This is a genomic window from Streptomyces sp. NPDC049879 (assembly GCF_044461265.1).
Taxonomy (GTDB): Bacteria; Actinomycetota; Actinomycetes; order Streptomycetales; family Streptomycetaceae; genus Streptomyces.
On the sequence record NZ_JBITKT010000010.1, the window covers coordinates 28,368 to 52,136 of the forward strand.

The 23,769-nt window shown below is 73.7% G+C and carries 28 protein-coding genes; 11 read left to right on the plus strand and 17 right to left on the minus strand.

What is annotated here, in order from left to right:
• Positions 1 to 209 precede the first annotated feature (209 nt).
• The 6 genes from ACIBPC_RS28000 to ACIBPC_RS28025 form a co-directional block, all read right to left on the minus strand.
• The gene (locus ACIBPC_RS28000) at positions 210 to 620 is read right to left on the minus strand and encodes a hypothetical protein (RefSeq protein WP_398848467.1); all 411 of its coding nucleotides are present in this window, start codon (positions 618 to 620) and stop codon (positions 210 to 212) included.
• Between the two features lie 83 nt (positions 621 to 703).
• Positions 704 to 1,102: a hypothetical protein gene (locus ACIBPC_RS28005; protein ID WP_362964298.1), complete on the minus strand. Its 399-nt coding sequence runs from the start codon at positions 1,100 to 1,102 to the stop codon at positions 704 to 706.
• Positions 1,103 to 1,173: 71 nt separating this feature from the next.
• The gene (locus tag ACIBPC_RS28010; RefSeq protein WP_398848469.1) at positions 1,174 to 1,575 is read right to left on the minus strand and encodes a hypothetical protein; all 402 of its coding nucleotides are present in this window, start codon (positions 1,573 to 1,575) and stop codon (positions 1,174 to 1,176) included.
• Positions 1,576 to 1,799: 224 nt separating this feature from the next.
• Positions 1,800 to 2,201 (minus strand): hypothetical protein, encoded by a 402-nt coding sequence (locus ACIBPC_RS28015; protein WP_398848471.1) that lies wholly within the window; start codon positions 2,199 to 2,201, stop codon positions 1,800 to 1,802.
• A gap of 46 nt (positions 2,202 to 2,247) precedes the next feature.
• Positions 2,248 to 2,370: a hypothetical protein gene (locus ACIBPC_RS28020; RefSeq protein ID WP_362964292.1), complete on the minus strand. Its 123-nt coding sequence runs from the start codon at positions 2,368 to 2,370 to the stop codon at positions 2,248 to 2,250.
• 356 nt (positions 2,371 to 2,726) lie between these two features.
• On the minus strand, positions 2,727 to 3,446 hold the full coding sequence (locus ACIBPC_RS28025) for a TetR/AcrR family transcriptional regulator C-terminal domain-containing protein (RefSeq protein ID WP_362964290.1): 720 nt from the start codon (positions 3,444 to 3,446) through the stop codon (positions 2,727 to 2,729).
• 109 nt (positions 3,447 to 3,555) lie between these two features.
• On the opposite strand from ACIBPC_RS28025, the gene ACIBPC_RS28030 reads away from it, so the two are divergent.
• Together ACIBPC_RS28030 and ACIBPC_RS28035 are read left to right on the plus strand one after the other, a co-directional pair.
• Positions 3,556 to 4,635 carry an alpha/beta fold hydrolase gene (locus ACIBPC_RS28030; RefSeq protein ID WP_398848473.1) on the plus strand — a complete coding sequence of 360 codons (1,080 nt, stop codon included), beginning with the start codon at positions 3,556 to 3,558 and terminating at the stop codon, positions 4,633 to 4,635.
• A gap of 102 nt (positions 4,636 to 4,737) precedes the next feature.
• Positions 4,738 to 5,574 carry a phosphotransferase gene (locus ACIBPC_RS28035; protein WP_398848474.1) on the plus strand — a complete coding sequence of 279 codons (837 nt, stop codon included), beginning with the start codon at positions 4,738 to 4,740 and terminating at the stop codon, positions 5,572 to 5,574.
• Positions 5,575 to 5,872: 298 nt separating this feature from the next.
• On the opposite strand, the gene ACIBPC_RS28040 is transcribed toward ACIBPC_RS28035, so the two are convergent.
• Positions 5,873 to 6,301, minus strand: a complete 429-nt coding sequence (locus ACIBPC_RS28040; RefSeq protein WP_398848476.1) for a hypothetical protein — start codon at positions 6,299 to 6,301, stop codon at positions 5,873 to 5,875.
• 497 nt (positions 6,302 to 6,798) lie between these two features.
• Here ACIBPC_RS28040 and ACIBPC_RS28045 point away from each other — a divergent pair, with 497 nt between their 5' ends.
• A complete protein-coding gene (locus ACIBPC_RS28045) occupies positions 6,799 to 7,779 on the plus strand; it encodes a zinc-binding dehydrogenase (RefSeq protein WP_398848477.1) in 981 nt (326 codons plus the stop codon).
• Here ACIBPC_RS28045 and ACIBPC_RS28050 read toward each other — a convergent pair.
• Positions 7,764 to 8,747, minus strand: a complete 984-nt coding sequence (locus ACIBPC_RS28050; protein ID WP_398848479.1) for a helix-turn-helix domain-containing protein — start codon at positions 8,745 to 8,747, stop codon at positions 7,764 to 7,766. The genes ACIBPC_RS28045 and ACIBPC_RS28050 overlap by 16 nt on opposite strands.
• A 101-nt stretch (positions 8,748 to 8,848) precedes the next feature.
• Here ACIBPC_RS28050 and ACIBPC_RS28055 point away from each other — a divergent pair, with 101 nt between their 5' ends.
• A complete protein-coding gene (locus ACIBPC_RS28055; protein WP_398848481.1) occupies positions 8,849 to 9,877 on the plus strand; it encodes a saccharopine dehydrogenase family protein in 1,029 nt (342 codons plus the stop codon).
• Here ACIBPC_RS28055 and ACIBPC_RS28060 read toward each other — a convergent pair.
• From ACIBPC_RS28060 to ACIBPC_RS28075, 4 genes are all read right to left on the minus strand, one after another.
• On the minus strand, positions 9,855 to 10,538 hold the full coding sequence (locus ACIBPC_RS28060) for a class I SAM-dependent DNA methyltransferase (protein ID WP_398848483.1): 684 nt from the start codon (positions 10,536 to 10,538) through the stop codon (positions 9,855 to 9,857). The genes ACIBPC_RS28055 and ACIBPC_RS28060 overlap by 23 nt on opposite strands.
• A 139-nt stretch (positions 10,539 to 10,677) precedes the next feature.
• Positions 10,678 to 11,667, minus strand: coding sequence for an aldo/keto reductase (locus tag ACIBPC_RS28065; protein ID WP_398848485.1), 990 nt, complete (start codon positions 11,665 to 11,667; stop codon positions 10,678 to 10,680).
• 193 nt (positions 11,668 to 11,860) lie between these two features.
• Positions 11,861 to 12,379: a hypothetical protein gene (locus ACIBPC_RS28070; protein ID WP_398848487.1), complete on the minus strand. Its 519-nt coding sequence runs from the start codon at positions 12,377 to 12,379 to the stop codon at positions 11,861 to 11,863.
• Between the two features lie 67 nt (positions 12,380 to 12,446).
• A complete protein-coding gene (locus ACIBPC_RS28075) occupies positions 12,447 to 12,995 on the minus strand; it encodes a hypothetical protein (RefSeq protein WP_398848489.1) in 549 nt (182 codons plus the stop codon).
• Between the two features lie 201 nt (positions 12,996 to 13,196).
• On the opposite strand from ACIBPC_RS28075, the gene ACIBPC_RS28080 reads away from it, so the two are divergent.
• A complete protein-coding gene (locus ACIBPC_RS28080; RefSeq protein ID WP_398848491.1) occupies positions 13,197 to 14,249 on the plus strand; it encodes a hypothetical protein in 1,053 nt (350 codons plus the stop codon).
• Here the strand turns inward: ACIBPC_RS28080 and ACIBPC_RS28085 are convergent.
• Together ACIBPC_RS28085 and ACIBPC_RS28090 are read right to left on the minus strand one after the other, a co-directional pair.
• A complete protein-coding gene (locus tag ACIBPC_RS28085; protein ID WP_398848493.1) occupies positions 14,233 to 14,700 on the minus strand; it encodes a hypothetical protein in 468 nt (155 codons plus the stop codon). The two genes, ACIBPC_RS28080 and ACIBPC_RS28085, sit on opposite strands and share 17 nt — an antisense overlap.
• A gap of 73 nt (positions 14,701 to 14,773) precedes the next feature.
• A complete protein-coding gene (locus tag ACIBPC_RS28090; protein WP_398848495.1) occupies positions 14,774 to 15,544 on the minus strand; it encodes a TetR/AcrR family transcriptional regulator in 771 nt (256 codons plus the stop codon).
• A 101-nt stretch (positions 15,545 to 15,645) separates the two neighbouring features.
• Between ACIBPC_RS28090 and ACIBPC_RS28095 the strand changes: the two genes are divergently transcribed.
• Entirely contained in the window at positions 15,646 to 16,605 is a 960-nt protein-coding gene (locus ACIBPC_RS28095) for an ATP-binding cassette domain-containing protein (protein WP_398848497.1), read from the plus strand.
• Entirely contained in the window at positions 16,602 to 17,393 is a 792-nt protein-coding gene (locus tag ACIBPC_RS28100) for an ABC transporter permease (protein ID WP_398848498.1), read from the plus strand. Before ACIBPC_RS28095 ends, ACIBPC_RS28100 begins: the two co-directional genes overlap by 4 nt.
• Before the next feature lie 7 nt (positions 17,394 to 17,400).
• Here ACIBPC_RS28100 and ACIBPC_RS28105 read toward each other — a convergent pair whose 3' ends face one another.
• Entirely contained in the window at positions 17,401 to 17,817 is a 417-nt protein-coding gene (locus ACIBPC_RS28105) for a VOC family protein (RefSeq protein ID WP_362964256.1), read from the minus strand.
• Between the two features lie 95 nt (positions 17,818 to 17,912).
• Between ACIBPC_RS28105 and ACIBPC_RS28110 the strand changes: the two genes are divergently transcribed.
• From ACIBPC_RS28110 to ACIBPC_RS28120, 3 genes are all read left to right on the plus strand, one after another.
• Positions 17,913 to 18,506 (plus strand): TetR/AcrR family transcriptional regulator, encoded by a 594-nt coding sequence (locus ACIBPC_RS28110; protein WP_398848501.1) that lies wholly within the window; start codon positions 17,913 to 17,915, stop codon positions 18,504 to 18,506.
• A gap of 76 nt (positions 18,507 to 18,582) precedes the next feature.
• The gene (locus ACIBPC_RS28115; protein ID WP_398848726.1) at positions 18,583 to 19,542 is read left to right on the plus strand and encodes an EamA family transporter; all 960 of its coding nucleotides are present in this window, start codon (positions 18,583 to 18,585) and stop codon (positions 19,540 to 19,542) included.
• Positions 19,543 to 19,558: 16 nt separating this feature from the next.
• A complete protein-coding gene (locus ACIBPC_RS28120) occupies positions 19,559 to 20,107 on the plus strand; it encodes an Asp23/Gls24 family envelope stress response protein (protein WP_362964252.1) in 549 nt (182 codons plus the stop codon).
• 183 nt (positions 20,108 to 20,290) lie between these two features.
• On the opposite strand, the gene ACIBPC_RS28125 is transcribed toward ACIBPC_RS28120, so the two are convergent.
• Complete coding sequence (locus ACIBPC_RS28125) at positions 20,291 to 20,989, minus strand: LuxR C-terminal-related transcriptional regulator (RefSeq protein ID WP_398848503.1); 699 nt, start codon at positions 20,987 to 20,989, stop codon at positions 20,291 to 20,293.
• Positions 20,986 to 22,287 (minus strand): PspC domain-containing protein, encoded by a 1,302-nt coding sequence (locus ACIBPC_RS28130; protein WP_398848505.1) that lies wholly within the window; start codon positions 22,285 to 22,287, stop codon positions 20,986 to 20,988. Before ACIBPC_RS28130 ends, ACIBPC_RS28125 begins: the two co-directional genes overlap by 4 nt.
• 121 nt (positions 22,288 to 22,408) lie before the next feature.
• Here ACIBPC_RS28130 and ACIBPC_RS28135 point away from each other — a divergent pair, with 121 nt between their 5' ends.
• Complete coding sequence (locus ACIBPC_RS28135; RefSeq protein ID WP_398848507.1) at positions 22,409 to 23,755, plus strand: PspC domain-containing protein; 1,347 nt, start codon at positions 22,409 to 22,411, stop codon at positions 23,753 to 23,755.
• Positions 23,756 to 23,769 lie beyond the last annotated feature (14 nt).

The following is a 23,769-nucleotide window of genomic DNA, read 5'->3' on the forward strand; positions in this document are numbered from 1 at the left end:
GTACGTGAGGGACGAGCACCCGTCCTTCACCAGGTCCCGCGTGAAGGCGTAGGCCTGGCGCCCGTCCTGTCCCCGCCGGACAGACCCTGGGCGGCGGCGGCGTTCAGGGCGGGAAGGCGAGTGCGGTGGCGAGTACGGCCGCGCCGCGCAGGGCGGTCTTCCGGTGGGGGGGAACGGATGAGCGGGCAGGAGCGCGTTGTGCGGCTTGCTCAGGCCAGCCAGATGTCGGTGTCGGTGTAGACGAAGTATTTGTACCCGCCCGAAGTCTTGCTCAGGCCAACCGTGAAGTAGTAGGCCTCGCCTTCCTTGAGGTCGTGGCCGTTGGAGGCGCGGTGGGTCTTGCAGTTGCCGTTGCCGCCCACGGTGAAGTTGTCCCAGTAGTCGTCGCCATTCTCGACAATCACTTCCACGGCCCAGCCGTCGGCCTCGATGTCGCAGATCTCGACGATGTCGCCGTATGCCTTGAAGCGGACGCGGCCGCCGGGGTCGCCGTCGTCGGTGTGCATCGTGTGGTTCCAGTCGATGGCCTGGGCGGCGGTGGCGTTGAGGGCGGGGAGCGCGAGGGCGGCGGCGAGTATGGCCGCGCCGCGCAGGGTGGTCTTCTTGCTGGGCTTGCGCATGATCAAGGTGTCTCCGGTGCGTGGGCGCGCGATGCGCCGACGGATCTCAGCGGGGGATGGGTGCGCCCGCGGGCACGGTCTGCTCAGGCCGTCCAGAAGGCGTAGTCCTCGTAGTGGGACGAAGTCGAGCTCTTGTACAGGCTGACGGAGAACCTGTACTCCTTGCCTTCGGTCAGGTTGTGGCCGTTGGAGGCGCGGTGGGTCTTGCAGTTGCCTTCGCCGCCGATGGTGAAACGGTCGAAGTAGTTGCCCGCCTCGACCGTCACCTCCACGGCCCAGCCGTCCGGTTCGATGTCGCAGACCTCGACGATGTCGCCGTACGCCTCGAAGCGGACGCGTCCGCCCGGGGCCTGGTCGTCGGTGAGCATCGAGTGGTCCCAGTCGATGGCCTGGGCGGCGGTGGCGTTGAGGACGGGGAACGCGAGGGCGGCGGCGACGACGGCCGCGCCGCGCAGGGTGGTCTTCTTAGTGGGCTTCCACATCAGCGGGGTGACTCCTGTGCTCTCGTCGGCGAAGGGGGTGATCCGGGTGTGTCACACGTCGTGCGGCCTGGTCAGGCCGTCCACTGCGCCTGGTCGTAGTAGTTGCCGTACGGGTAGGAGTCCTTGTAGAGGCTGATCGTGAAGTAGTAGGCCTGGCCTTCCTTGAGGTCGTGGCCGTTGGAGGCGCGGTGCGTCTTGCAGCTGCCGTTGCCGCCGATGGTGAACTCGTCCGAGTAGCCCGGGGCGTAGACCTCGACGCGCACGGCCCAGCCGTCGGCTTCGATGTCGCACAGTTCGACGATGTCGCCGTAGGCCTCGAAGCGGACGCGGCCGCCGGGGTCGCCGTCGTTGGTGTGGAGCTGGTGGTCCCAGTCGATGGCCTGGGCGGCGGTGGCGTTGAGCGCGGGGAAGGCGAGTGCGGCGGCGAGTATGGCCGCGCCGCGCAGGGCGGTCTTCTTACGGGGCTTCCACATGGGTGATGCAACTCCGCTGGTCTGGTGGGTGATGAGGGGGAGGCGCGTCGCGAGCCGTGCTGCCTGCTCAGGCTCGCCGTCGCGGCTTCGTCCGTGAAGTCGCTGCCGGAGTCCGGGTCGCGTTCCGCGAGGTCGTGGCCCGTCGGAGGCGCGAAGGGCGCGCGTGCGCGGTGATCTGCGGGACGCGGAGGGCGGGCGCTCACGCGCCCCGCCGTGTGGCCTGCTCAGGCCTTCCAGCTCGCCACGTCGCGGTAGGCGTTCGCGATCTCGCCGCTGTAGAGGTACACCTCGAAGGTGTAGTACTCGCCTTCCCTGAGGTTGTGGCCGTTGGAGGCGCGGTGCGTCTTGCAGTCGCCGTTGCCGCCGATGGTGAAGCTGTCGCTGTAACCGCCGGGCCCCTTGACCTTCACGCCCACGGCCCAGCCGTCGGCCTCGATGTCGCAGATCTCGACGATGTCGCCGTAGGCCTCGAAGCGGAGGCGGCCGCCGGGGTCCGTGTCATCGGTGTGGAGCTGGTTGTCCCACTGGATGGCCTGGGCGGAGGTGGCGTTGAGCGCGGGAAGGGCGAGTGCGGCGGCGAGGACGGCCGCGCCGCGCAGGGTGGTCTTCTTGCTGGGCTTGCGCATGATCAGTGTGTCTCCGGTGCGTGGGCGCGCGATGCGCCGGCGGATTTCAGAAGCGGACGCGGCCGCCGGGGTCCCGGTCCCGGCCGACGGCCTGGGCGGCGGGGGCGGTGAGGGCGGCGGCGCGGACGACCGCGCCGCGCGGGGTCGTCTTCTCGCCGGGCTTCCACATGAGGGCGTCCTCTTCCGTCGCGGCCCGCCGTGTCTCGGCAACAGCACGATTGTGTGCGGGACTTGCGCGGAGACTAGTCCTCCGATTTTCATTCGAAAACGTTGCGACGCGCGTAGTTGACGAAGACTTGATGCTTCCCGAACTGCACCGAAGTGACCCGGTAGGCACGGGCGTCCACCGGTATGGGCGGGGCCCATTCAGGGCCGGACGGGTACGGACCGGTCAGGCCGCCGGTGCCGCGTACCGCCCTGCGGGCACCGCGCCCCGGCCGTGGTGCGCGGCGCGGCGGCGGCCGGGGTGGCACGCTCGATTCCCGGCATAACGTATTCGCGAACGCGTATCCCCAGGCGTGACGTTCACGAGCGGTCGATGAGCGCCTGCACCCCGTCGAGCACGCACGCGAGGGCGAACTCCAGCGGATCGGCCGGATCGGGCGCGTAGGCCCCGTCCGCGACGGCACGGGCGACGGCGGGGAACCGGTCGGCGTGCCGGACGAGCAGCTCGCCCGTGAGGCGGTCCCACTCCTGGTCGGCCTCCTCGTCGAAGTCGTGCTGCTGCTGGACGACGGTGCGCACCAGGCCGGACACGAGCACGAACACGTGGTGCCGCTGCGCGGCGGTCAGACCGGTCGGCTCCAGCGCCGCGAGCGCCGCGTCGAGCCAGCCGATCTGGTGCGGGCCCATCAGCTGGCGGCGCATCGCGGTCGCGGTCAGCAGCCACGGGTGCGCCCGGTGGACCGCCGCCGACCGGCGTGCCCACTCGGCGATCCGCTCCCGCCAGCCGCCGCCGGCCGCCGTCAGGTCGGGGACGTCGGCGAGCACGGACTCGACCATCAGCTCGACCAGTTCGGCCTTGCCGTGGACGTAGCGGTACAGCGCCATCGCCGAGACGCCGAAGCCCGCGCCGACCCTGCCCATGGACGCGGCGTCGAGCCCCTCCGCGTCGGCGATCCCCACGGCGGCCTCGGCGATACGGCGCGGGCTGAGGCTCGGTTTGGGGCCGCGGGTCGGCCGGTCCTGCTCGTCCCACAGCAGCGCGATGCCCGCGCGCAGGTCACGGGCCTTCTCCCTGGCCATCCGGTCCTCCGTCGTCCGTCTCGTCCGGCACCGCCGCTTGACGGCGCCCACAACTGTATATACCTTAAACGCAACTGCTTACGGACTAAACAGTTTAGGGGTTACGCTCATGCTCGGCATCATCGCCACCGCCTCCGCCGCCGTCCTCGCCGCACCCGTCGCCGGCCTCCTCGGCCACCGCGAGCTGCGGCACGCCGCGAACACCAGGAGGCTGCGCGTCACCGCACCCGGGGGCATCGACGAATCCGGTTTCGTCCGCGTCGGCGGCATCGACCAGTGGATCTCGATACGCGGCGAGGACCTCCGCAACCCTGTGATCCTGGAGATCCTCGGCGGCCCCGGCGCCTCCAACCTGGTCTTCCTCCCGCGCACCCACATCTGGGAGCGCCACTTCACCGTCGTCCGCTGGGACATGCGCGGCGCCGGGCGCACGTTCGCCGCGGGCGGCCCCGAGGGGCAGGGCGAGATGTCCCTCGACCAGCTGTACCGCGACGCCCTGGAGGTCACCGAACACGTCCGCGCGCGGCTCGGCGCCGCGAAACTCCTGCTGGTCGCCAACTCTTTCGGCACCGTCCTCGGCCTGCGCCTGGCCCGCAGCCACCCGGAGCTGTACTCGGCCTACGTCGGCACCGATCAGAACGTCATCGCGGGCGGACGCGAACGCGGCGCGTACGACGCCCTGGCGGCCCGGCTCGGCGCGGCGGGCAAGACGAAGGAGCTGGCCGCCGTCACCGCCATGGGCGCCGACCGGACCCGCTGGACCACCGAGCAGCTCGCGGAGTACAACAAGCTCGTCCTCACCACCGATCCGCTGTCCTACGACACGATGAAGACCGTGGTGATCCGCTCCCTGTGGTTCTCGCCGCTGCACACGCTGCGCGGGCTGCGCGCGTACCTGAAGGCCATGTCCTTCTCCGAGCCGCTCGCGCTGGAGGCCGCCGCCATCGACGAGTGGGCGGAGGGCACGGACTTCCGGCTCCCCTTCTTCGTCTTCCAGGGCGACAGCGACGTCCTCACCCCGCCGGACGCGGCCAGGCGCCTCTTCGACGACGTGACGGCACCGGTCAAGGACTTCGCCCTCATCCGGGACGCCAGCCACTTCGCGTCGTTCCGCCACCCCGACCGGTTCCTCGACCTGATGCTCACCCGCGTCCGCCCGGCCGTCACCGCCGAACCCGCCAACGGCTGACGGCTGACGGCGGGGCGCCGAAAGGCAGTCGCGGCGGCACCGGGGGGCCCGTTACTGTCCACGGGACCTCCGGGTGTGCGCCCGGTGACGAGGGGGGACGGCATGAGACCAGCGGATCTGCGCCGCGCGGTGGAGGCGGCGCGGGCGGTCGTCTCGGGACTGGGCCTGCCGGTCGAGGATGTGGCCGTCATCCACGACTCGGACCGCGTCGCGCTGCGCCTGGTCCCGTGCGACGTGCTGGCCCGCGTCGCGCCGCTGCGGGATCTGGCGGAAACGCGGTTCGAGGCGGACGTCGCCCGCCGCCTCGCCGACACCGACGCCCCGGTGGCCGGGCTCGACCCCCGGGCGGGTTCACGAGTCCACGTACGGGACGCGTTCGCCGTCTCGCTGTGGACGTACTACGAGCCGGTGGCGTCGGCCGTCGCACCGGCCGACTACGCGGACGCGCTCCGGCGGCACCACGCCGCCCTGCGCCGCGTCGAACTGGACGACGCACCGCACTTCACCGATCGGGTCGCCAGGGCGCTCGAAGAGGTCGACGACCCGGCGCACTCCCCGGAACTACCCGACGCCGACCGGCAGTTCCTCAGCGACACCCTCACCCGCCTGCGCGCCGAGATCACCGACGGGAAGGCGAGCGACCAACTGCTGCACGGCGAACCGCATCCGGGCAACCTCCTCGCCACACGGCACGGGCCGCTCTTCATCGACCTCGCCACGTGCTGCCGCGGACCGGTCGAGTTCGACCTCGCCCACGCGCCCGAGGAGGTGGACGCGCACTACGCGGGCGCCGACCACGCTCTGGTCCGGCGGTGCCGCGCGCTCAACTGGGCCCTCTTCTCCACCTGGCGCTGGCGCCAGGACGACCAGATGCCCGACCGGGACCACTGGCGCACGGAAGGCCTCGCGCGCGTACGCGCCGCACTGGAGCGCTGCTGACCAGACAGACCCCAGGGCGACCGAGTGGCACAGGGCGCCCCTGAGGCAGTGGCCGAGTGATACGTCGCCGCCCCACGCCAGTTGGCCGACGGCGGCACGCCGGAGGCGGGGAAGCTGACGGTCCTGGTCACCGGCTCCCCCGGCGCAGCCAGGAAGGCAGCCCACCCGTCTTCGGCCGCGAGACCTGCGAACAGCGCAGCACCGTGGAGCGCCGCATCAACCGGCTCAAGCGGTGCCAGCGGCCCGGCCACCCGTGATGACAAGACCGCGACCGGTCCGCCCGACGGTCGGACAGACCCTAGGCGGCTGACTGCCCGGCCCTGGGCCTGCTGAGCGCGAACGCCGCCAGCAGCAGGACGGTCAGGCCGCCGTCCCAGGTGATGATCGCGTCGGTGTCCGCGATCCCGCCATGGGCCTGGTAGGCGAGGCCGGTCACGGTCAGCGCCAGTTTGTTCGTGATCACCAGCAGCCACACCGTGAGGTTGCCCCGGGGTCTGACGGCCAGGAGCGCGAACAGGCCGGCGAAGACCACGAACCCGTACAGCCGCCAGGTCTCCACCACCTTGGTCGCACCGCCCGCGTCGAACACGACCTGGATCTGCCCCACCGCGGCGCCGACCGCACCGACCGCGGCGATGATCAGCAGGACGCGGGCAACGCGCAGCCGCGCGGGCGGTGTCGGGGAGTGGACGGCGGACTGCTGTACGGCGGCGACGGACGGGGACACGGTTGCCTCCAGATGGGACTCGGGCCGGGTGGGCGTGGGACGGTCGGCGACCTCGTCGGCGACTTGGGGGACGGCCCCGGGGGCCGGGTTCAGGCATGGTCACCGCCTTTCCGATACTGGCGTAGCGGAAATGAGGCTAGGCGGGAGCGGCCAATTACGCAACCCGAGTAGCGATATTGCCCACGCCGGTCGGCCGGCGGGCGGAAAGGGTGTTGGCGGGGGCCGCGCCGGGTCGGAGATCCGAAGGGATGCCGCTTCCGACCCCGGCGCCGGGACCGGCCCGGAGCGGTCGCGACCGTCGATCGACCGGGGTGGGAGGACCGCCGAATTACGTCAGGATCGAGTCGCCGGCGCCCGTACGGCCGCACCGTGGGCCGTCTGTACAGAAAGTAACCTTCCGGCAATTGACAGTACTCGATCGCCGTCTAGGCTCGTGGCTGCCCTCTGCGGTGAACGTGATATCCGTGCAACTCGCCTACTGAGAACGGACGTTACTCATGCGTGCTCTGGTCCTCGACCGTCCTGGCAGTCCTGACACCCTGCGACTGGCCGACCTTCCCGTGCCGGAGGCAGGTCCGGGACAGGTCCGGGTCCGGGTGGAGGCATGCGGGCTGAATCCGGTCGACTACCAGATCGCAGGCGGTGGCCATCCCCAGTGGGAGTGGCCGCATGTGCTCGGACTGGATGTGGCGGGCACCGTCGACGCGGTCGGCGAGGGCGTCACCCAGGTCCGCGTGGGGCAGCGGGTCGCGTTCCACGGTGACCTGCGCCGCCCTGGCGGGTTCGCCGAGTTCGCCGTGGCCGACGCGGACGTGCTCGCCCCGCTGCCCGACGATCTGGACGCGGTGACGGCCGCCGCGTTGCCGTGCGCGGGGATGGCCGCCTACCAGGCGGTGTTCCGCCGGCTCCACGTCACCGCGGGGCGCACGGTCCTGGTGACCGGCGGCGCGGGCGGGGTGGGGGGCTTCGCCGTGCAGCTCGCGGCCGGTGTCGGCGCCCGGGTGATCGCTACGTCGTCCGCCGGTAACGCGGCCTACGTGCGGGAGTTAGGGGCGCACGACGTCGTCGATTACCAGCAGCAGGACGTGGCTGCCCGGGTGCGCGAACTCACCGGCGGGCGGGGGGTGGACGCGGTGGTCGACACGGTCGGTCCCGACTCGGCCGCCGCGCACTTGGGGCTGCTGGTCCACGGCGGCGGGCTGGTCGCCGTGTCCGGGCGCCCCGAACGGAACACGGTCGCGCCGTTCACCACCGCTCCCTCGCTGCACGAGATCGCCCTCGGTTCCGCCTACAGCCACGGCGACGAGCAGGCCAGGGCGGACCTGGCGGCGATGCTCGGCGCGTTGTTCACGATGGTCACGGAGAAGCGCCTGGCCCCCATGACGTCCCGGACCGTCGCCCTGGAGGAAGTCCCTTCATCACTCGCCGAGTTGGCCACCCGCCACGCCCGGGGCAAGACGGTCTACGCGGCCGGCTGACGCCGCGGCCCGTCGGCCGGTGGACGCGGGCGGCTGCGGAATGTGCGGCGGTAGGTGTCCGGTGGGACGCCGACCGTTCGGTGGAAGTGGCGGCGGAGTGTGGTGGCCGTGCCCATGCCGGTCGCCGTGGCGATGCTGTCCACGCTGCGGTCCGTGCGTTCCAGCAACTCCTGGGCGTGGCGGATGCGTTGGGTCAGCAGCCATTGCAACGGCGTTGTGCCGGTCGCCGCGTGGAAGTGGCGGGTCAGGTGGCGTGCGCTCATGCCCGCCTGCCGTGCCAGGTCGTCCACCGTCAGGGGCTCGCCGAGCCGTTCGACGGCCCATGCCAGCAGCGCGGCGAGCGGCCGGTCGTCCCCGGCGGCGGGCACCGGCGCGGTGACGAACTGCGCCTGCCCGCCCGCCCGGTGGGGCGGTACGACGAGGCGGCGGGCGACCGCGTTCGCGACCGCCGAGCCGTGGTCCAGGCGGACGAGGTGCAGGCACAGGTCGAGCGCGGCGGCCTTGCCCGCCGAGGTGAGCACGCTGCCGTTGTCCACGTAGAGGACGTCCGGGTCCACCGCGACGCGGGGGTGGCGGGCGGCGAGTTCGCCGGTGTGCGCCCAGTGGGTCGTGGCGCGCCCGCCGTCGAGCAGACCGGCCGCCGCGAGGACGAACGCGCCGGTGCACAGGGAGGCCACGCGCGCGCCCGCGTCGTGCGCCGCGCGCACGGCGTCCACCAGGCCGGGCGGCGGGGCGTCGTCGATGTCGGCCCAGCCGGGGACGATCACGGTGTCCGCGTCCCGCAGCCGCTCGAAGCCGTGGTCCGGCTCCAGCAGGAACCGCCCGAGCCGCACCGCCTCCGTGCCGCAGACCGCCACGTCGTACCAGGGCACCGTCACCGCGTCCGGGGCGGAGGCGAAGACCTCGTACGCCAGGGACAGTTCGAAGGGCAGCATGCCCGGGGTGACGGCGATCGCGACGGACCTCATGTCCGGAAGTGTACGGGTCATGTCGTTCCGGACACTCACGGTCGGCCGCGCGCCCTCGCCAGGATGGCTCCCAGGAGAACGGCCGAGCGTGGGAGAGCGTCATGGGATCGGGTCAGGCAGTCGCGGTGTTCGGGGCGTACGGGCACACCGGGCGGTTCGTGGTGGCGGAGCTGGCGGAACGCGGCTTCGTGCCCGTGCTGTCGGGCCGCGACGCGGGCAGGCTGGACGCGCTGGCGTCCGCGACCGGCCACGAGGCGCGGCCCGCGTCGGTGGACGACCCGGCCTCGCTCGACCGGGCGCTCGCCGGGACGGCGGCCGTCGTCAACTGCGCCGGCCCGTTCGCGGCGACCACCGCCCCCGTCGCCGGGGCGGCGCTGCGGGCGGGCGTCCCGTACGTGGACGTCGCGGCGGAGATCGAGGCGAACGCCGACACGTTCGCCCACTTCGCGGACCGCGCCCGCGCCGCCGGGACCGTGGTCCTCCCCGCGATGGCCTTCTTCGGCGGCCTCGGCGACCTGCTGGCCACCGCCGCCATGGGCGACTGGACGAAGGCCGACGAGGCGCACATCGCGTACGGGCTGAGCAGCTGGCACCCCACCGGCGGGACCCGTCTGTCGGGCACGGTCTCCGGGGAACGGCGCGACGGGCGGCGCGTCCGCTTCACGGGCGGGCGTCTCGAGTACCACACCGACGCCCCGACCACCCTGGAGTGGACCTTCCCTGAGCCGCTCGGCACGCGGACGCTCGTCGGGGAGTTCACCATGGCCGACGTCGTCACGCTGCCGAGCCACCTGGAGATCCCCGAGGTGCGCACCTCCATGGCGGCCGGGGCGGCGCGCGACCTGGCCGACGCCCGTACCCCGGCGCCCGAGGCGGTGGACGAACGGGGGCGGTCGGCGCAGACGTTCGTCGTGGACGTGGTCGTACGCTCCGGCGGCGAGGAGCGGCGCGCGCTGGCGAGCGGCCAGGACATCTACGCCGTCACGGCCCCGCTCGTCGGGGAGGCGGTGGACCGCGTCCTCACCGGGCGGACGAGGACCGTGGGCGTCGCCTCGGCGGGGGCGCTCTTCGACGCGCCCGGCTTCCTGCGCGCGCTGGCGCCGCACCTCACCGTGGACCTGCGGCGCTGAGCGGGCCGGACGGAGCGACCGCGCGGACGATCAGCGTGCCGATGTGCCCCGGCTCCGGAGCGTCCAGCACGTGCGCCTCCGCCGCCGTGAAACCGGCCCGCGCCAGGAGGCTCTTCCACCTCCTGGGGGTGTAGCTGTAGCGGTACGTGAACTGCGCCCGGCCCGCGAATCCGCCCTTGTACATGCCCTGGGGGCCGTAGGCGCCGGGGATGGCGGGCGGGTGCGAGAAGACCAGGACGCCGCCCGGCCGGAGCGCTTCCGCCACGAGCGGCAGGAGCTTGGCCGGGTCGGTGAACCAGACCGCGCCGAAGACCGAGTACACCGCGTCGTACCGCTCGCCGTGGCCGCCCAGGAAGCCGAGCACCTCCGCGCAGTGGAAGGCGACCAGGTCGCCCCACCGCTCCCGGGCGGCCTCCACCATGACGGGCGACATGTCCACCCCCGTCGCCTTCACGCCCCGCTCCGCGAGACAGGCGAGGGCCCGGCCGGTGCCGCAGCCGATCTCCAGCACGCTGCTCGGGCTCCCGAGCAGCTCGACGCCGGGCCCGTGCCCCGCGTACTGCGTCCAGTTGAGGACCGGGGGACCGATCTCCCGGGCGACGCTGGAGGCGTACGCGTCCCAGAGATCACGTTCGTCCGCGTGGTGGTGGCGTGCCGGCACAGTGGCTCTTCTCGTTCGGTCGGAGAACGCACCCCGCCCCGGCTCGCGGAGAACCGCGTACCGGGGCGGGGCGTGAGGCTGAGGGAACGGAGCGATTCTCCCCCGCGCGTGCGCAGACCATGGCCCGCGCACGCGGCTGTCACCAGGCGAAGGACTCCGGGGAGGGGCCGGGGCCGGGGAAGATCTTGTCGAGTTCGGACAGCAGTTCGTCGTCCAGTTCCAGGTCCACCGCGCGGATCGCCGAGTCCAGTTGTTCCTGGACGCGCGGGCCGACGATCGGGCCGGTGACGGCCGGGCGGGTCAGCAGCCAGGCGAGGCCCACCTCGCCCGGGTCGAGGCCGCGGCCGGCGAGCAGGTCCTCGTACGCCTCGATCTGCCCGCGCGCGCCGCTGCGGGCCAGCGCCTCCGCCGACCGGTTGCCGGAGTCGCCGCCCTCGCGCTCCCTGCGGACCGCGCCGCCCAGCAGGCCGCTCGCCAGCGGCGACCACGGGATGACGCCGAGGCCGTAGTCCTCGGCGGCCGGGAGGACGTCCGTCTCGGCGCGGCGCTCGACCAGGTTGTAGAGGCACTGCTCGCTGACGAGGCCGAGCGAGTGGCGGCGGGCGGCCGCCTCGTTGGCCTTGGCGATGTGCCAGCCCGCGAAGTTGGACGAGCCCGCGTACAGGATCTTGCCCTGCTGCACGAGGACGTCGATCGCCTGCCAGATCTCCTCCCACGGCGTGGCGCGGTCCACGTGGTGGAACTGGTAGAGGTCGATGTGGTCGGTGCCGAGCCGCTTGAGGCTGGCGTCCACGGCGCGGCGGATGTTGACGGCCGAGAGGCGGTTGGTGTTCGGCCAGGGCTCCTCGGAGTTCTGGGACATCGCCCCGTACACCTTGGTGGCGAGGACGACCTTCTCGCGCCGTCCGCCGCCCCGCGCGAACCAGGAGCCGAGGATCTCCTCGGTCCGCCCCTTGTGCTCCGGGCCGCCGTACACGTTGGCGGTGTCGAAGAAGTTGACGCCCGCCTCCAGCGCGGCGTCCATGATCGCGTGGCTGTCGGCCTCGGTCGTCCGCGGGCCGAAGTTCATCGTGCCGAGAACGAGCCTGCTGACCTGGAGACCTGTGCGTCCGAGCTGTGTGTACCTCATGGTCCGCAAGCCAACGCCCTGGAGCGCACTCCACGCAAGTGACGGCGGTGGGCGGGTCGTGTGAGGAGGGGACGCGCACGAGGCCGACCGGACGATCACTTCGCGGGAGCGTGATCATCCGTTCCCGGTGCGGGAACGACGACGGCCGCCGTCCGGGAGGGACGGCGGCCGTGTCGGTATCCGGCGGGCAGCTTCAGGAACGCGCCTTGACCCCCGCGTAGGCGGCGGCGCCGACGGCGGCCAGCGAGCCGACCAGGGCGATCCACACACCGACGCCCACCGACACGTCCACCAGCTCGAAGAACATGTCGAGGTCCTCGGACGAGAGGTCCTCGCCGCTGAGGTCGGCCCGCGCGGTGCGCTCGGCGTCGAAGATGTTGAGCACGACCACCACGAGGGCGATCAGCGAGGGCACGACCGACGCCAGCGCGAGCGTGGCGTTCTTGCGGACCAGCGCGGCGACCAGCAGGGCGCCGATGACCAGGGCGGCGATCAGCGTCCACAGACCGTCGCCGTTCGTGCCGCCGCTGCTCTCCGACGAGCCGTCCACGCCCTCGGGCGCCGAGACGGTGCTCCAGGCGAGGAGCGAGCCGATGAGGATCAGGGCGGCACCCGCGAGACCCGCGAACAGCAGGTTGCGGTCCGGACCCGGCGCGGCGCCCCCCGTGGGCGCCGCGCCGGGAGCGGCGGGGTATTGACCGTAGGAACTCATGGCGAGGAACCTAGGAAGCGGCGCCCGGCCACCGCAACGCGGCTGCCCGTTATGCGGCTGATCGCACTTATCTTTTCGCCAGTTCCCCGTCGCGGTGACCCATCTCCTCCGCAACGGGAATCAGCTGCCCCGCTTGCACCACCGTCCACACCGCCGCCGTGACGCTCAGTACGGACGTCGCGAGCACCAGCCAGACACCGGGCGCCGAGCCGTAGTCGAGCAGCAGCGCGAAGATCTCGTCCTCGTCCTCACCGCTCCGCCCCAGCACGTCGCGCACGTAGATGTGCGCCGAACGGTCGGGGCCGAAGGCGTTCAGTCCGCTCAGCGCCACCCCGCCGACCGACAGCAGTCCGGCGACGGCGGCCAGCAGCGGCAGCCGCACCAGCGGCGTCGCCAGGAAGAGCACCAGCGCGCCCACCGCGAGCCACAGCGTCCACATGCCGTCCCCGTCGAGACCGGCGATCTCCTGGTCCCCCCACGCCGGATGGGTGACCTCGCCCCAGGTGAGCAGGGAACCGACGACGGCCAGCGCCGCCCCCGTCGCGCCCGCCGCCGGGGCCACCCAGGGCGCCGGGCCGCCGTCGCGCCGCTCTCGTTCTCGACCGTGTCCGCTCATGGTGGGGACAGTAGGGAGTGCGGGGGGTGGCCGCAATGTCGCTGTCTGCGATGTCCCCATGATCCCCAACATCCCCACGCCGCCCGTGCTTTGCGGCCGCTCCACGGGGCGCGGCGTTCACTCCCGTGTCCGCCGCCCCCGCGCGTCCCGTGTCCGGGGGGAACGGCCCGGCGCGGCGCGCGTGCTGGCAGGCTTGGCCCCATGCCCCCGACGACGCGCCCCGCCGCCGCCCTCGCCGCCACCGCCGTGCTCGCGCCCCTGCTGCTGCCGTTCCTGGCCGCCGGGACCGCCGCGGCCGACGACGCGGAGCCCGGGGCGTTCACGATCACCGACCCGCGGATCGTGGAGTCGAGCGGCCTCCAGGCCAGCCACGCGCACCCCGGGATCTACTGGACGCACAACGACAGCGAGGACGCCGCGAACGTCTACGCCGTGGACAGCGCCACCGGCGAGACCGTCGCGACCGTCGCCCTCGCCGGTGTGGAGGCCCGCGACGTGGAGGCCATCTCGCTCGGCCCGGACGGCGACCTGTGGGCGGCGGACATCGGGGACAACTTCGACGGCGGCTGGAGCGAGGTGTGGCTCTACCGCTTCCCCGAGCCCGCCGAACTCGCCGACACCACCGTCACCCCGACCGTCTACACCCTCACCTACGCCGACGGGCCGCGCGACGCCGAGGCGCTGATGGTCCACCCCGTCACCGGGCGGGTGTACATCGCCAGCAAGAAGCAGGACGGCGGCGCCGCGCTGTACGCCGGGCCCGCCGAGCTGGCGACGAGCGGCGTCAACACGTTCGAGCCCGTCGCGGACCTCGACCTGTGGGTGACGGACGGCGCGTTCTCGCCGGACGGGACGCGGCTGCTGCTGCGCGGCTACTTCGGCGCGGTCATGTACCGCTGGCCGGAGACGGGCGTGCCGGAGGCGATCGACCAGCGTGTCGTGCCGCCGCTCCAGCCGCAGGGCGAGTCGGTGACGTTCACGCCGGACGGGCGGACGCTGATGTTCGGCAGCGAGGGGGAGGCGAGCGCCGTGGAGCCGGTCGGGCTCAGCGGCGACCTGCTGCCGGAGACCGTGCGGGAGGAGGCGGCCGACGGCGGGGACGGCGGTACGGGCGCGCGCGAGGACGGCGGGGGCGGCGGGAACGGTGACGGTGACGGCGGGGAGCTGTCGCTGTCCACGCGGGCCGTCGTCGTCGCGGGCGCCGCGGTGCTCGCCGTCGTCGTGCTGCGGCGGCTCGTCACCCGGCGGCGCTGAGCCACGGGGCCAGCAGCGCCACGATCCCGTCGAGCGGCGGCGTCAGGCTGGCGTCGTCCGCCATGACGTAGCGCTCGCCGTGGACGACGGTGTAGCGGAACGCGTCGGGCGCGGGCGCGTCGTACGTCTGCGGCGGCAGGGCGGCGAACGCGTCGCTCTCCACGAGGTCCGTCAGCTCCGCGAGCTGGGCGTCGGTCAGTTCGCCGTTCTCCACCTCGGCGCCGGTGCCGGCCACCGACGTCAGCGAGCCGTCCGCCGCGACCGCCACGAACACGCCGGGGCCGCCCGCCAGGCCGCCGGAGACGCTGACGGTCACCAGCTCGGCGGGGGCGGTCGGCCCGGGGGGCGCGCCGTCGCCGCCGCCGTCGGTGCCCCCGGCGCAGCCGCCGTTCAGCGCCACGGTCAGCAGCGCGCCGGCCAGCAGTGCACCGCGTCGTGACCCCACTGTCATCCGCCCCCCTGCGGGCGCCGTCGCCCTGCCCGGAACGTAACACCGGCCCGCCGCGCGGCGGAACACGTACGGCTCACCCGTCCGCCGGCGTACGGCGCGCCCGCCCGCCGATCAGGGCCGCGCAGCCGTCCAGCACCCGGTCGAGGCCGAAGCGCATCGACTCCTCCGCGCCCATGGCGAACGAGTCCTCGGCCAGCCCGAACACCTCCGTGTAGCGGCCGGTGTTGTAGGCGGTCACCATCAGCGGGCCCTGCTGTGCCCAGAACTCCTCGTCGCTCACGCCCGAGTCGCGGCTCGCCTGCTCGCGCAGCACGTGGTAGCGGGCGATGCCGGTGACGTAGGAGTCGACGGTCATGATGACCTGCACCTTCTCCTGGCCGGTGAGCCCGAGGTTCGCGAGGCCGCGCAGCGCGAACTCGAAGCCGAGCAGCGCGTTCGGCCCGAGCAGCGGGCGGGACTGGTTGACCTGGAGCAGCCACGGGTGGTCGAGGTAGAGGCGGTACGTGCCCTCGGCGACGAGCGTGAGGATCGCGCGCCAGTCCTTGTCCCGGTGCTCGTCGGGGTCGCCGTCCGGGGCGTTGACGTGGTCGAGCATCAGGTCGAGCAGCTCGGCCTTGCCGGGGACGTAGCGGTAGAGCGACATCGTGCCGACGCCCAGCTCGGCCGCGACGTTGCGCATGGACAGGGCGCCGATGCCCTCGCGGTCGGCCAGCGCGACGGCGGCGGTGACGATGCGGTCGAGGGTCAGGGCCGGCCGGGGGCCGCGCGCGGCGGTCTCGCGGCCGTGCCACATCAGTTCGAGGCTGCGGCTGATGTCGCCGCGGCCGCTGTGTACCGGCTCCATGGTGGGCGCAGTCTAACGAACCCCCTCGCTACTGGGTACGCCGTACGCTACAGTGGCCGCCCACTGGGTACGCCGTACTCGGATCAGCGGAGGGAGACCGCGTGGGCGCGGAGGAAGGCGACTGGTCCGTCGTCGCCGAGGGACTGACCAAGCGGTACGGCGACCACCTCGCCGTCGACCACCTCGACCTGGCGGTGCGGCGCGGCACCGTCCTCGGCCTGCTCGGGCCGAACGGCGCGGGCAAGACCACGACCGTCCGCATGCTGGCGACCCTGACCCGCCCCGACGGCGGGCGGGCGTCGGTCGGCGGGCACGACATACGGCGCGAGCCGGAGCGCGTACGCCGGCGCATCGGGCTGGCCGGGCAGCACCCGGCGGTGGACGAGATCCTGACCGCGCGGCAGAACCTGCGGATGTTCGGCCGCCTCTTCCACCTCGGCCGGGCGGCGGCGCACACGCGGGCCGAGGAGCTGCTCGCCGCGTTCTCCCTCGCCGAGGCCGCCGACCGGCAGGTGAAAGGCTTCAGCGGCGGGATGCGGCGGCGCCTCGACCTGGCGTGCAGCATGATCCTGGCGCCGGGCGTCCTCTTCCTGGACGAGCCGACGACCGGGCTCGACCCGCGCGGGCGCGGCGAGGTGTGGGAGGCCGTGCGCGGGCTGGCGGCGACCGGCACGACCGTCATCCTCACCACGCACTACCTGGATGAGGCCGACCGCCTGGCCGACCGTATCGCCGTGATCGACCACGGCAGGAAGATCACCGAGGACACCCCGGCCGGACTGAAGCGCGCGGTGGGCGGCGCGCGGGTCGAGGTCGTCGTCGCCGACCCGGCCGGGCTCCCGGCGGCGCGGCGCGCCGTGGCGCGGGTCGCGGGGGCGGCCGGGCCCGCCATGGACGAGGAAGCGCTCCGCGTGCACGCCGGGGTGGACGACGGCGTGGGAGCGCTCACCGAAGTCGCGCGCGCCCTCCAGGCGGAGGGGACGGCCGTCGCCGACATCGGGCTGCGGCGGCCCACGCTGGACGAGGCGTTCCTGCGGCTGACGGCGGGGGGTGCCGCGTGAACGCGTTCACCTGGGCCGTCGCCGACTGCCTGACCCTCGTCCGCCGCTCGCTCGTCCACACGGTCAGGCAGCCGGCCGCCATCGCCTGGGGACTCGGCTTCCCGATCGTCTCCGTGCTGCTGTTCGTCTACGTCTTCGGCAGCGCCATGGACGTGGGCGGCGGCGCGGACTACGTGGCGTACGCGATGCCCGGCATGTACGCCATGACGATGGCCTTCGGCTTCATGGGCACCGCGATGGCCCTGGCGGTCGAGCGGGACAAGGGGGTGCTGGACCGTTTCCGCTCGATGCCGATGGCGTCGTCGGCCGTCGTCACCGGGCGCGGCGTCGCCGACATGCTGCAGGCGGCGCTCGACCTGGCCGTGATGGCGGGGATCGCGCTGGTCATCGGCTGGCGTCCCGAGGGCGGGGCGGTGGCGGCGGCGCACGCGTTCGCGCTGCTCCTGCTGCTGCGGTTCGCGCTGACGTGGCTGGGGGTGTGGCTGGGGCTCGCGGTGCCGAGCGTGGAGGCGGCGGGGAACCTCTTCGCCGCCGCCTTCCCGCTCGGCATGGTGTCGTCCGTCTTCACGCCCCCGCACCTGATGCCGGACTGGCTGGGGGCCGTCGCGATGTGGAACCCGGTGTCGTCCACGGCGAACGCGATCCGCGACCTGTTCGGCAACCCCGTTCCGCTCGGCGGCAGTTGGGTCGAGCAGCACGCGCTGCTGATGGCGTACGCGGGCCCGCTCGCCGTCACGGCGGTGTTCCTGCCGCTGGCCGTGCGCCGCTACCGCGCCCTGGGGAGGTGAACGGCGGTCAGCCCGCCGCGTACTGCGCCGCGAAGTCGGCGGACGGCTCGATCGGGGTGATGACGTCGATCAGCACCCCGTTCGGGTCGGGGACGATGAAGTGCCGCTGCCCGAAGTCCTCGTCGCGCAGCGGCAGTACGGGGGTCAGGCCCGCGCCGGTGACGAGCCGCTCCCACTCGGCGTCCACGTCCGCCACCTCGAAGTTGAGCAGCAGGCCGCGCGCCGGGACGCGGTAGCCCTCGGGGACGGTCGGGTGGGCGTGGTCGAGCAGGGCCAGTTCGCGGGCCGGGTCGGCGGTGTGCCGGAGGCTGACGTACCAGTCGGCCTCGAAGGTCACCTCGAAGCCGAACAGGCGGGTGTAGAAGTCCCGTGACTCGCCCACCCGTTCGGTGCCGATCACAGGGTAGAAGCCGGTCAGTCGCATGGTCGTCGCGCCTTTCGCATACCATCGGTACGCGAGTGACGGTATTCGCATACCGCTGGTATGTCAAAGCGGTGTGCCGAGAGGGTGTGGGGACGATGCGGACCGACGGCATCCGGGCGCGGCAGCGCGAGCGGACGCGGCGCGTCCTGCTGCGGGAGGGCAGGCGGCTGTTCGCCGACCACGGCTACGCCGCCGTGAGCCTGGCGCAGATCACGGAGGCCGCCGGGGTCACCAAGGGCGCGCTCTACCACCACTTCGCGGGCAAGGCCGAGCTGTTCCACGCCGTGCTGACCGCCGTGCAGGACGAGGTGGGCCGCCGGGTCGCGGCCGTCGCCGACCAGCACGCCGACCCGTGGGACCGGCTGGTCGCCGGGAGCGAGGAGTTCCTGGCCGCGACGACCGACCCCGACACGCAGCGGATCATGCTCGTCGACGGCCCGGCCGTCCTCGGCTGGAACGAGTGGCGCGCCATGGACCAGGCGGCCTCCGCCCGCCACCTGCACGACGCGCTCGCCGCCCTGATGGACGGCGGCGCGATCCCCCGGCAGCCCGTCGCGCCCCTGGTGCACCTGCTGTCGGGCGCGATGAACGAGGCCGCGCTGTGGCTGGCGGCCTCCGCCGGGCCCGACGACCTCGCCGACACCACGGCCGCCCTGCGCCGCCTGCTCGGCGCGCTGCGCGCGGAGTGACGAGGGGGCGCGGGAAGGGGCGCGAAAAACGGGTGACGCGCGCCCGGCGCTCGCCGAGACTCCCCGTGTGGCCACCATGAACGCGCGGGCCGGGCGCACCCTCGACGCCGTCCCGCCCCCCGTCCTCGTCCTGCTCGGCATCGTCAGCGTCCAACTGGGCGCGGCGGTGGCCAAGAACCTGTTCGGCGCCGTCGGCAGCTTCGGCACGGTCACGCTGCGGCTGTTCTTCGCCGCCGCGGTGCTGATGCTGCTGTGGCGCCCCTCCCCGCGCCTCGACCGCCGCGCCTGGACGGTCGTCCTCGGCTACGGCGTCACCCTCGGCGCGATGAACCTCTGCTTCTACCTGGCGCTCGACCGCGTCCCGCTGGGCATCGCCGTGACCGTCGAGTTCCTCGGCCCGCTCGCGGTGGCCCTCGGCGGATCGCGGCGCTGGCCCGACGCGTTCTGGGCGCTCCTCGCGGCATGCGGCGTCGTCCTGCTGGCGGACGGCGGCGGCGACGTGGACACCGCCGGTCTGCTGTTCGCCCTCGCGGCGGGCGCGTGCTGGGGCATGTACATCCTCGTCGGCGCCGCGCTGGGCCGGCACACCGCCGAGGGCAACGGCCTGGCGCTCGGCATGGCCGTGGCCGCGGTCGTCGCCGCGCCCTTCGGCGTCGCCGACAGCGGAACGGCGCTGCTCCAGCCGTGGGTGCTCGTGGCGGGGCTCGGCGTGGCACTGCTGTCGTCCGTCGTCCCGTACTCGCTCGACCTGGAGGCGCTGCGCAGGATCCCGCCCCGGGTCTTCGGCATCCTGATGAGCCTCGAACCGGCCGTGGCAGCCCTGATCGGCCTCGCCGTCCTGGGGGAGGCGCTGCACTGGAACCAGTGGATAGCGGTCCTGTGCGTGGTCGCGGCGTCGGCGGGCGCGGCGCGCGGGGCGGGGAGGTCCGGGCGGGCGACACGGCGTGCGCGCGGCAGGACCGGGCAGCGGGCAGATGCGGAACAATGCGCCCTGCCGGGAGATCCGGCGGGGTCGGAGATCCGGCAGGCCAAGTGAGGGGTGTGAGGCAGTGATGGACGCGACGAGGGACGCTTTCCCGGCGGACGGGGCCGCGGGCACGGAGACCGGCGGCGCGCAGGTGCCGCAGGGGCGTACGGAGAGCCCGGGCCCCGCCGTACCGCCGGGCACCGAGGGCGCGACCACCGTCACGGACGGCGGCAGCGGGCCCGAGGAACCGGCCGCCACGCGCGGGCAGACGTCCATCGCGGACGGCGTGGTCGAGAAGATCGCCGGTATGGCGGCGGCCGAGGTCACGGGCGTCTACGCGCTCGGCGGCAGCGGCCTGGCCCGCGCGCTCGGCGCCGCCCGCGACCGCGTCCCCGGCGGCCGGTCGAACGTCGCGCGCGGCGTCCACGCGGAGGTCGGCCAGCGGCAGACAGCCATCGACCTGGACGTGGTGGTGGAGTACGGCGTGCCGATCCCCGAGGTGGCCGCCGAGATCCGGGAGAACGTCATCACGGCGCTGGAGCGCATGACGGGGCTGGAAGTGGTGGAGGTCAACGTGGCGGTCGGCGACGTCCACCTCCCGGAGGAGAATCCGGCCGACACCCGCATCGTCTGACACACCGGCCGCGGACGGCCCTCCCCGCGGGCCCACCCGTCCGGCACGACGGCGGTGTCCTCGCCGGAGGCCCTGGCCGGGCGGGTGTGCCGCGGCCAGGTGCGGTGGTGACGTGCGGGGACCGCAGGCGTGCGCGTACACCGCGCGGCGCGCAGTCCGCGCGGTGCAGTGGCGGGCGGTGGGTCAGACCAGGCGGCGGGCGGTGGCCCAGCGGGTCAGTTCATGCCGGTTCGACAACTGGAGCTTGCGCAGCACCGCCGAGACGTGGCTCTCCACCGTCTTCACCGAGATGAACAGCTCCTTGCCGACCTCCTTGTACGCGTACCCCCGCGCGATCAGCCGCAGCACCTCGCGCTCCCGCTGCGTCAGCCGGTCCAGGTCCTCGTCCACCGGCGTCGCGTCCGACGAGGCGAACGCGTCCAGCACGAAGCCCGCCAGCCGCGGCGAGAACACCGCGTCCCCGTCCGCCACGCGGAAGATCGCCCCCACCAGGTCGGGCCCGGTGATCGTCTTCGTCACATAGCCGCGCGCCCCGCCCCTGATGACGCCTATGACGTCCTCCGCCGCGTCCGACACCGACAGGGCCAGGAACCGCACCGGCCGCTGCGGCGCCGAGATCAGCTCCGCGCTGCGCCGCAGCACCTCCACCCCGCCGCCGCCCGGCAGGTGCACGTCCAGCAGCACGACGTCGGGACGCGCCGCCTTGATCGCCGCGACCGCCTGGTCCACGTCGCCCGCCTCGCCGACCACCTCGACGCCCGTCTCCTCGGTGCGGCCGATCTCCGCCTGCACCCCGGCCCGGAACATCCGGTGGTCGTCCACCAGGACCACGCGGGCCCTGCGCGCGCTGCCCGTCACGCCGTCCGTCACGCCGTCGGTCATGCCGTCCGCTCCATCGCCCGCTCCATCGTCAGTTCCACCTCGGTCCCCTCGCCCGGCGCCGAACGCACCCGCGCCGCCCCGCCGTTGCGCTGCATCCGTCCGATGACGGACTCGCGCACGCCCATCCGGTCCGCCGGTACCGCGTCCTGGTCGAAACCGGGACCGCGGTCGCGCACCGACAGGAAGACCGTACGCCCCTCCACCTCGGCGAAGACCTGCACGGGTCCGCCGTCGCCACCGTACTTGGCCGCGTTCACCATCGCCTCGCGCCCGGCCTGCAGCTGCGCCGCCAGGCCCTCGTCCACCGGGCAGTCGCCGACGCACACGACCTCGATCGGCACACCGTGCAGGTCCTCGACCTCCGCGACGGTCGCGCGCACCGCCTCGGCGAACGTGCGGACCGTCTCCTCCTCCGGCTCCGGCGCGCGGCCGGACCGTTCCGCCGACTTGTACAGCCACGCCCGCAGGTCGCGCTCCTGCGCGCGGGCGAGGCGGGCGACCTCGCGGGGCTTCTCCGCGTTGCGCTGGATCAGCGTGAGGGTGTGCAGCACGGAGTCGTGGATGTGGGCGGCCACCTCGGCGCGCTCCTGGGCCCGGATGCGCAGCGTCCGCTCGGCGGACAGGTCCTGCACCATGCGCACCACGTACGGGCCGACCAGCAGCGCGATGCCCACCAGCACGGCGACCGACGCCTGGAGGACGACGCTCAGCGCCTCCGCCGACACCCCCTGGCCCAGGACGAACGCGGTGATGCCCAGGCACATCAGCACGGCGCCCGCAGCGCTGCGGGCCAGCGGCAGCCAGCGGCTGTCCCGGGTCGCGGCGGCCCACTGGGAGCGCCGGGAGTTGTCCGCCTGCCGCCACACGACGGCCGCACCGGCGCCGACGACCAGCAGCGGCCACAGATAGCGGGCCTGGAGGGGGAGGTGCAGGTTGAAGCCCATCGCGGCCAGCGCGGCGACGGCCACCACGATCGCCAGCAGCTGCCGCTTGTCGCGCGGGTGGTGCAGCAGGTGGAAACGGGACCGGCCGGCCGGCGGGGCGACGGGCCGCACCGGCGTCCCGAGGGGGACGACGAACCAGAAGATGCCGTACAGCGGGACGCCGAGACCGTTCGCCGTCACGAGCACGAAGAACGTCAGCCGCACCCACGACACCGGGACCCCGAGGTGCCCGGCGAGTCCCTGGGCGACGCCGCCCAGCCAGCGTCCCTCCACGACGCGGTAGAGCTTGCGCACGCCCGCGTCGTCGGGGGAGGCGTCGGCGGCGGCGCCCGGCGCTGCGGTGGGGGTCGTCATACCCCGATCGTCACACGAACGGGCCACCGGGGGCATCAGGGGAGTCCCGGGCAGGGGACTCAGGGGCGGGTCCGGGACGCCCCGGATTCCGGCCGCGGCTGCGCCCGGCCACCATGGAGGAATGAGCGACGCTCCCACCGGCGGCATGGCCGGGGAATCGACGACCGCACGCGTACGGCGCGAGTGGACGCAACTGACGCGCAGCAGGCGGCACAAGGTCGTCGGCGGCGTCTGCGGCGGCCTGGCCCGGCATTACCGGCTCGACCCGGTGATCCTGCGCGTGCCCCTCGTGGTGCTCTCGGTCGTCGGCGGGCTCGGGCTGATCGCGTACGGGCTGGCGTGGCTCCTCATACCGTTCGAGCGCGAGGAGGAGAACGAGGGGAGGAGGCTGCTGTCCGGCCGCGTCGAGGGTCCGGGGCTGACGGCGCTGCTGCTGATCGTCGCCGGGTGCGGCCTGCTGCTGGCGTCGCTGGCGGACACCGGCGGCATCGTGTGGTTCTCCCTCCTCGTCTTCGCGTCGATGGCGGGCGCGGCCCACTGGGCGCGGCGGGGCGAGCAGCGCGGCGCCGGGCAGGCGGCCGACCCGGTGGCCGCCCAGGCCGCCGCCGAGGCGCCACCCGAGGCCGCCGCGCCGCCCACCGCCGGGCCGTCCTGGTGGCGGGGCACCACGGACCCGCAGCGGCCCGGCTACCTGTGGGGCCCGGCCGAGGCGGCGGACGCGCGGCCGGGCGCGGCGGCGGGCGTCTGGGCGCCGCGCGAGAACACCGCGCCGCCCGCCGCCGAACCCGCCGCCGAGCCCGCCGGGGCCCGCGAGTTCCGCTTCGGCGGGCTCGTCGCCCTGCTCGCCTCCCTCGCCTTCCTGACCGGCACGGCGCTCGCCTGGGAGGGCGAACCGCTCGGCACGGCGCTGGTCGTCGGCCTGACGGCGGCGCTCGTCGTGTACGGCCTCGGCCTGGCGGTCAGCGCGTTCGTGGGGCGCGTCGGGGGCGGGACGGTCGTCATGGCGGGCCTGACGGCGGTGCTGCTCGCCGGTGCCTCGGCGCTGCCCGACAACATCGCGACGGGCTGGACCGAGCCCGTGTGGCGCGTCGAGTCGGCGGACGCGCTGCGGCCCGCGTACAGCATGGGCACGGGCGACGCGCGGCTGAACCTGACCGGGCTCGACCTGGCGGCCGGCGAGCGCGTCACCACCTCGGTGGACGCGGGCGCCGGGCAGGTGACGGTCCTGGTGCCGCCGGACGTCACGGTGGAGGTGCACGCGGAGATCGACGTGGGCGCGTTCTCCTACGACCCGCTGACGACCGTGGACGACCCAGGGCCGGTCCGTTCGTTCGGCGGCGTGAGCCAGGAGCGGACCATCACCTACGGGCCGCAGGACGGGGACACGGCGGGCGGGACGGTCGAGTTGTGGCTGGACATGGGCATCGGGCACCTGGCGGTGCGGCGGGTCGCGGAGGGGGCGGCATGAGCGGCGGGAGCAGC

Coding starts and splice junctions, on each gene's coding strand:
- ACIBPC_RS28000 (WP_398848467.1), bottom strand. CDS start 620: ATGCGCAAGCCCAGCAAGAAGACCACCCTGCGCGGCGCGGCCATACTC.
- ACIBPC_RS28005 (WP_362964298.1), bottom strand. CDS start 1,102: ATGTGGAAGCCCACTAAGAAGACCACCCTGCGCGGCGCGGCCGTCGTC.
- ACIBPC_RS28010 (WP_398848469.1), bottom strand. CDS start 1,575: ATGTGGAAGCCCCGTAAGAAGACCGCCCTGCGCGGCGCGGCCATACTC.
- ACIBPC_RS28015 (WP_398848471.1), bottom strand. CDS start 2,201: ATGCGCAAGCCCAGCAAGAAGACCACCCTGCGCGGCGCGGCCGTCCTC.
- ACIBPC_RS28020 (WP_362964292.1), bottom strand. CDS start 2,370: ATGTGGAAGCCCGGCGAGAAGACGACCCCGCGCGGCGCGGTCGTCCGC.
- ACIBPC_RS28025 (WP_362964290.1), bottom strand. CDS start 3,446: ATGGCCAGGGAGAAGGCCCGTGACCTGCGCGCGGGCATCGCGCTGCTG.
- ACIBPC_RS28030 (WP_398848473.1), top strand. CDS start 3,556: ATGCTCGGCATCATCGCCACCGCCTCCGCCGCCGTCCTCGCCGCACCC.
- ACIBPC_RS28035 (WP_398848474.1), top strand. CDS start 4,738: ATGAGACCAGCGGATCTGCGCCGCGCGGTGGAGGCGGCGCGGGCGGTC.
- ACIBPC_RS28045 (WP_398848477.1), top strand. CDS start 6,799: ATGCGTGCTCTGGTCCTCGACCGTCCTGGCAGTCCTGACACCCTGCGA.
- ACIBPC_RS28050 (WP_398848479.1), bottom strand. CDS start 8,747: ATGAGGTCCGTCGCGATCGCCGTCACCCCGGGCATGCTGCCCTTCGAA.
- ACIBPC_RS28055 (WP_398848481.1), top strand. CDS start 8,849: ATGGGATCGGGTCAGGCAGTCGCGGTGTTCGGGGCGTACGGGCACACC.
- ACIBPC_RS28065 (WP_398848485.1), bottom strand. CDS start 11,667: ATGAGGTACACACAGCTCGGACGCACAGGTCTCCAGGTCAGCAGGCTC.
- ACIBPC_RS28070 (WP_398848487.1), bottom strand. CDS start 12,379: ATGAGTTCCTACGGTCAATACCCCGCCGCTCCCGGCGCGGCGCCCACG.
- ACIBPC_RS28075 (WP_398848489.1), bottom strand. CDS start 12,995: ATGAGCGGACACGGTCGAGAACGAGAGCGGCGCGACGGCGGCCCGGCG.
- ACIBPC_RS28080 (WP_398848491.1), top strand. CDS start 13,197: ATGCCCCCGACGACGCGCCCCGCCGCCGCCCTCGCCGCCACCGCCGTG.
- ACIBPC_RS28085 (WP_398848493.1), bottom strand. CDS start 14,700: ATGACAGTGGGGTCACGACGCGGTGCACTGCTGGCCGGCGCGCTGCTG.
- ACIBPC_RS28090 (WP_398848495.1), bottom strand. CDS start 15,544: ATGGAGCCGGTACACAGCGGCCGCGGCGACATCAGCCGCAGCCTCGAA.
- ACIBPC_RS28105 (WP_362964256.1), bottom strand. CDS start 17,817: ATGCGACTGACCGGCTTCTACCCTGTGATCGGCACCGAACGGGTGGGC.
- ACIBPC_RS28110 (WP_398848501.1), top strand. CDS start 17,913: ATGCGGACCGACGGCATCCGGGCGCGGCAGCGCGAGCGGACGCGGCGC.
- ACIBPC_RS28115 (WP_398848726.1), top strand. CDS start 18,583: ATGAACGCGCGGGCCGGGCGCACCCTCGACGCCGTCCCGCCCCCCGTC.
- ACIBPC_RS28120 (WP_362964252.1), top strand. CDS start 19,559: ATGGACGCGACGAGGGACGCTTTCCCGGCGGACGGGGCCGCGGGCACG.
- ACIBPC_RS28125 (WP_398848503.1), bottom strand. CDS start 20,989: ATGACCGACGGCGTGACGGACGGCGTGACGGGCAGCGCGCGCAGGGCC.
- ACIBPC_RS28130 (WP_398848505.1), bottom strand. CDS start 22,287: ATGACGACCCCCACCGCAGCGCCGGGCGCCGCCGCCGACGCCTCCCCC.
- ACIBPC_RS28135 (WP_398848507.1), top strand. CDS start 22,409: ATGAGCGACGCTCCCACCGGCGGCATGGCCGGGGAATCGACGACCGCA.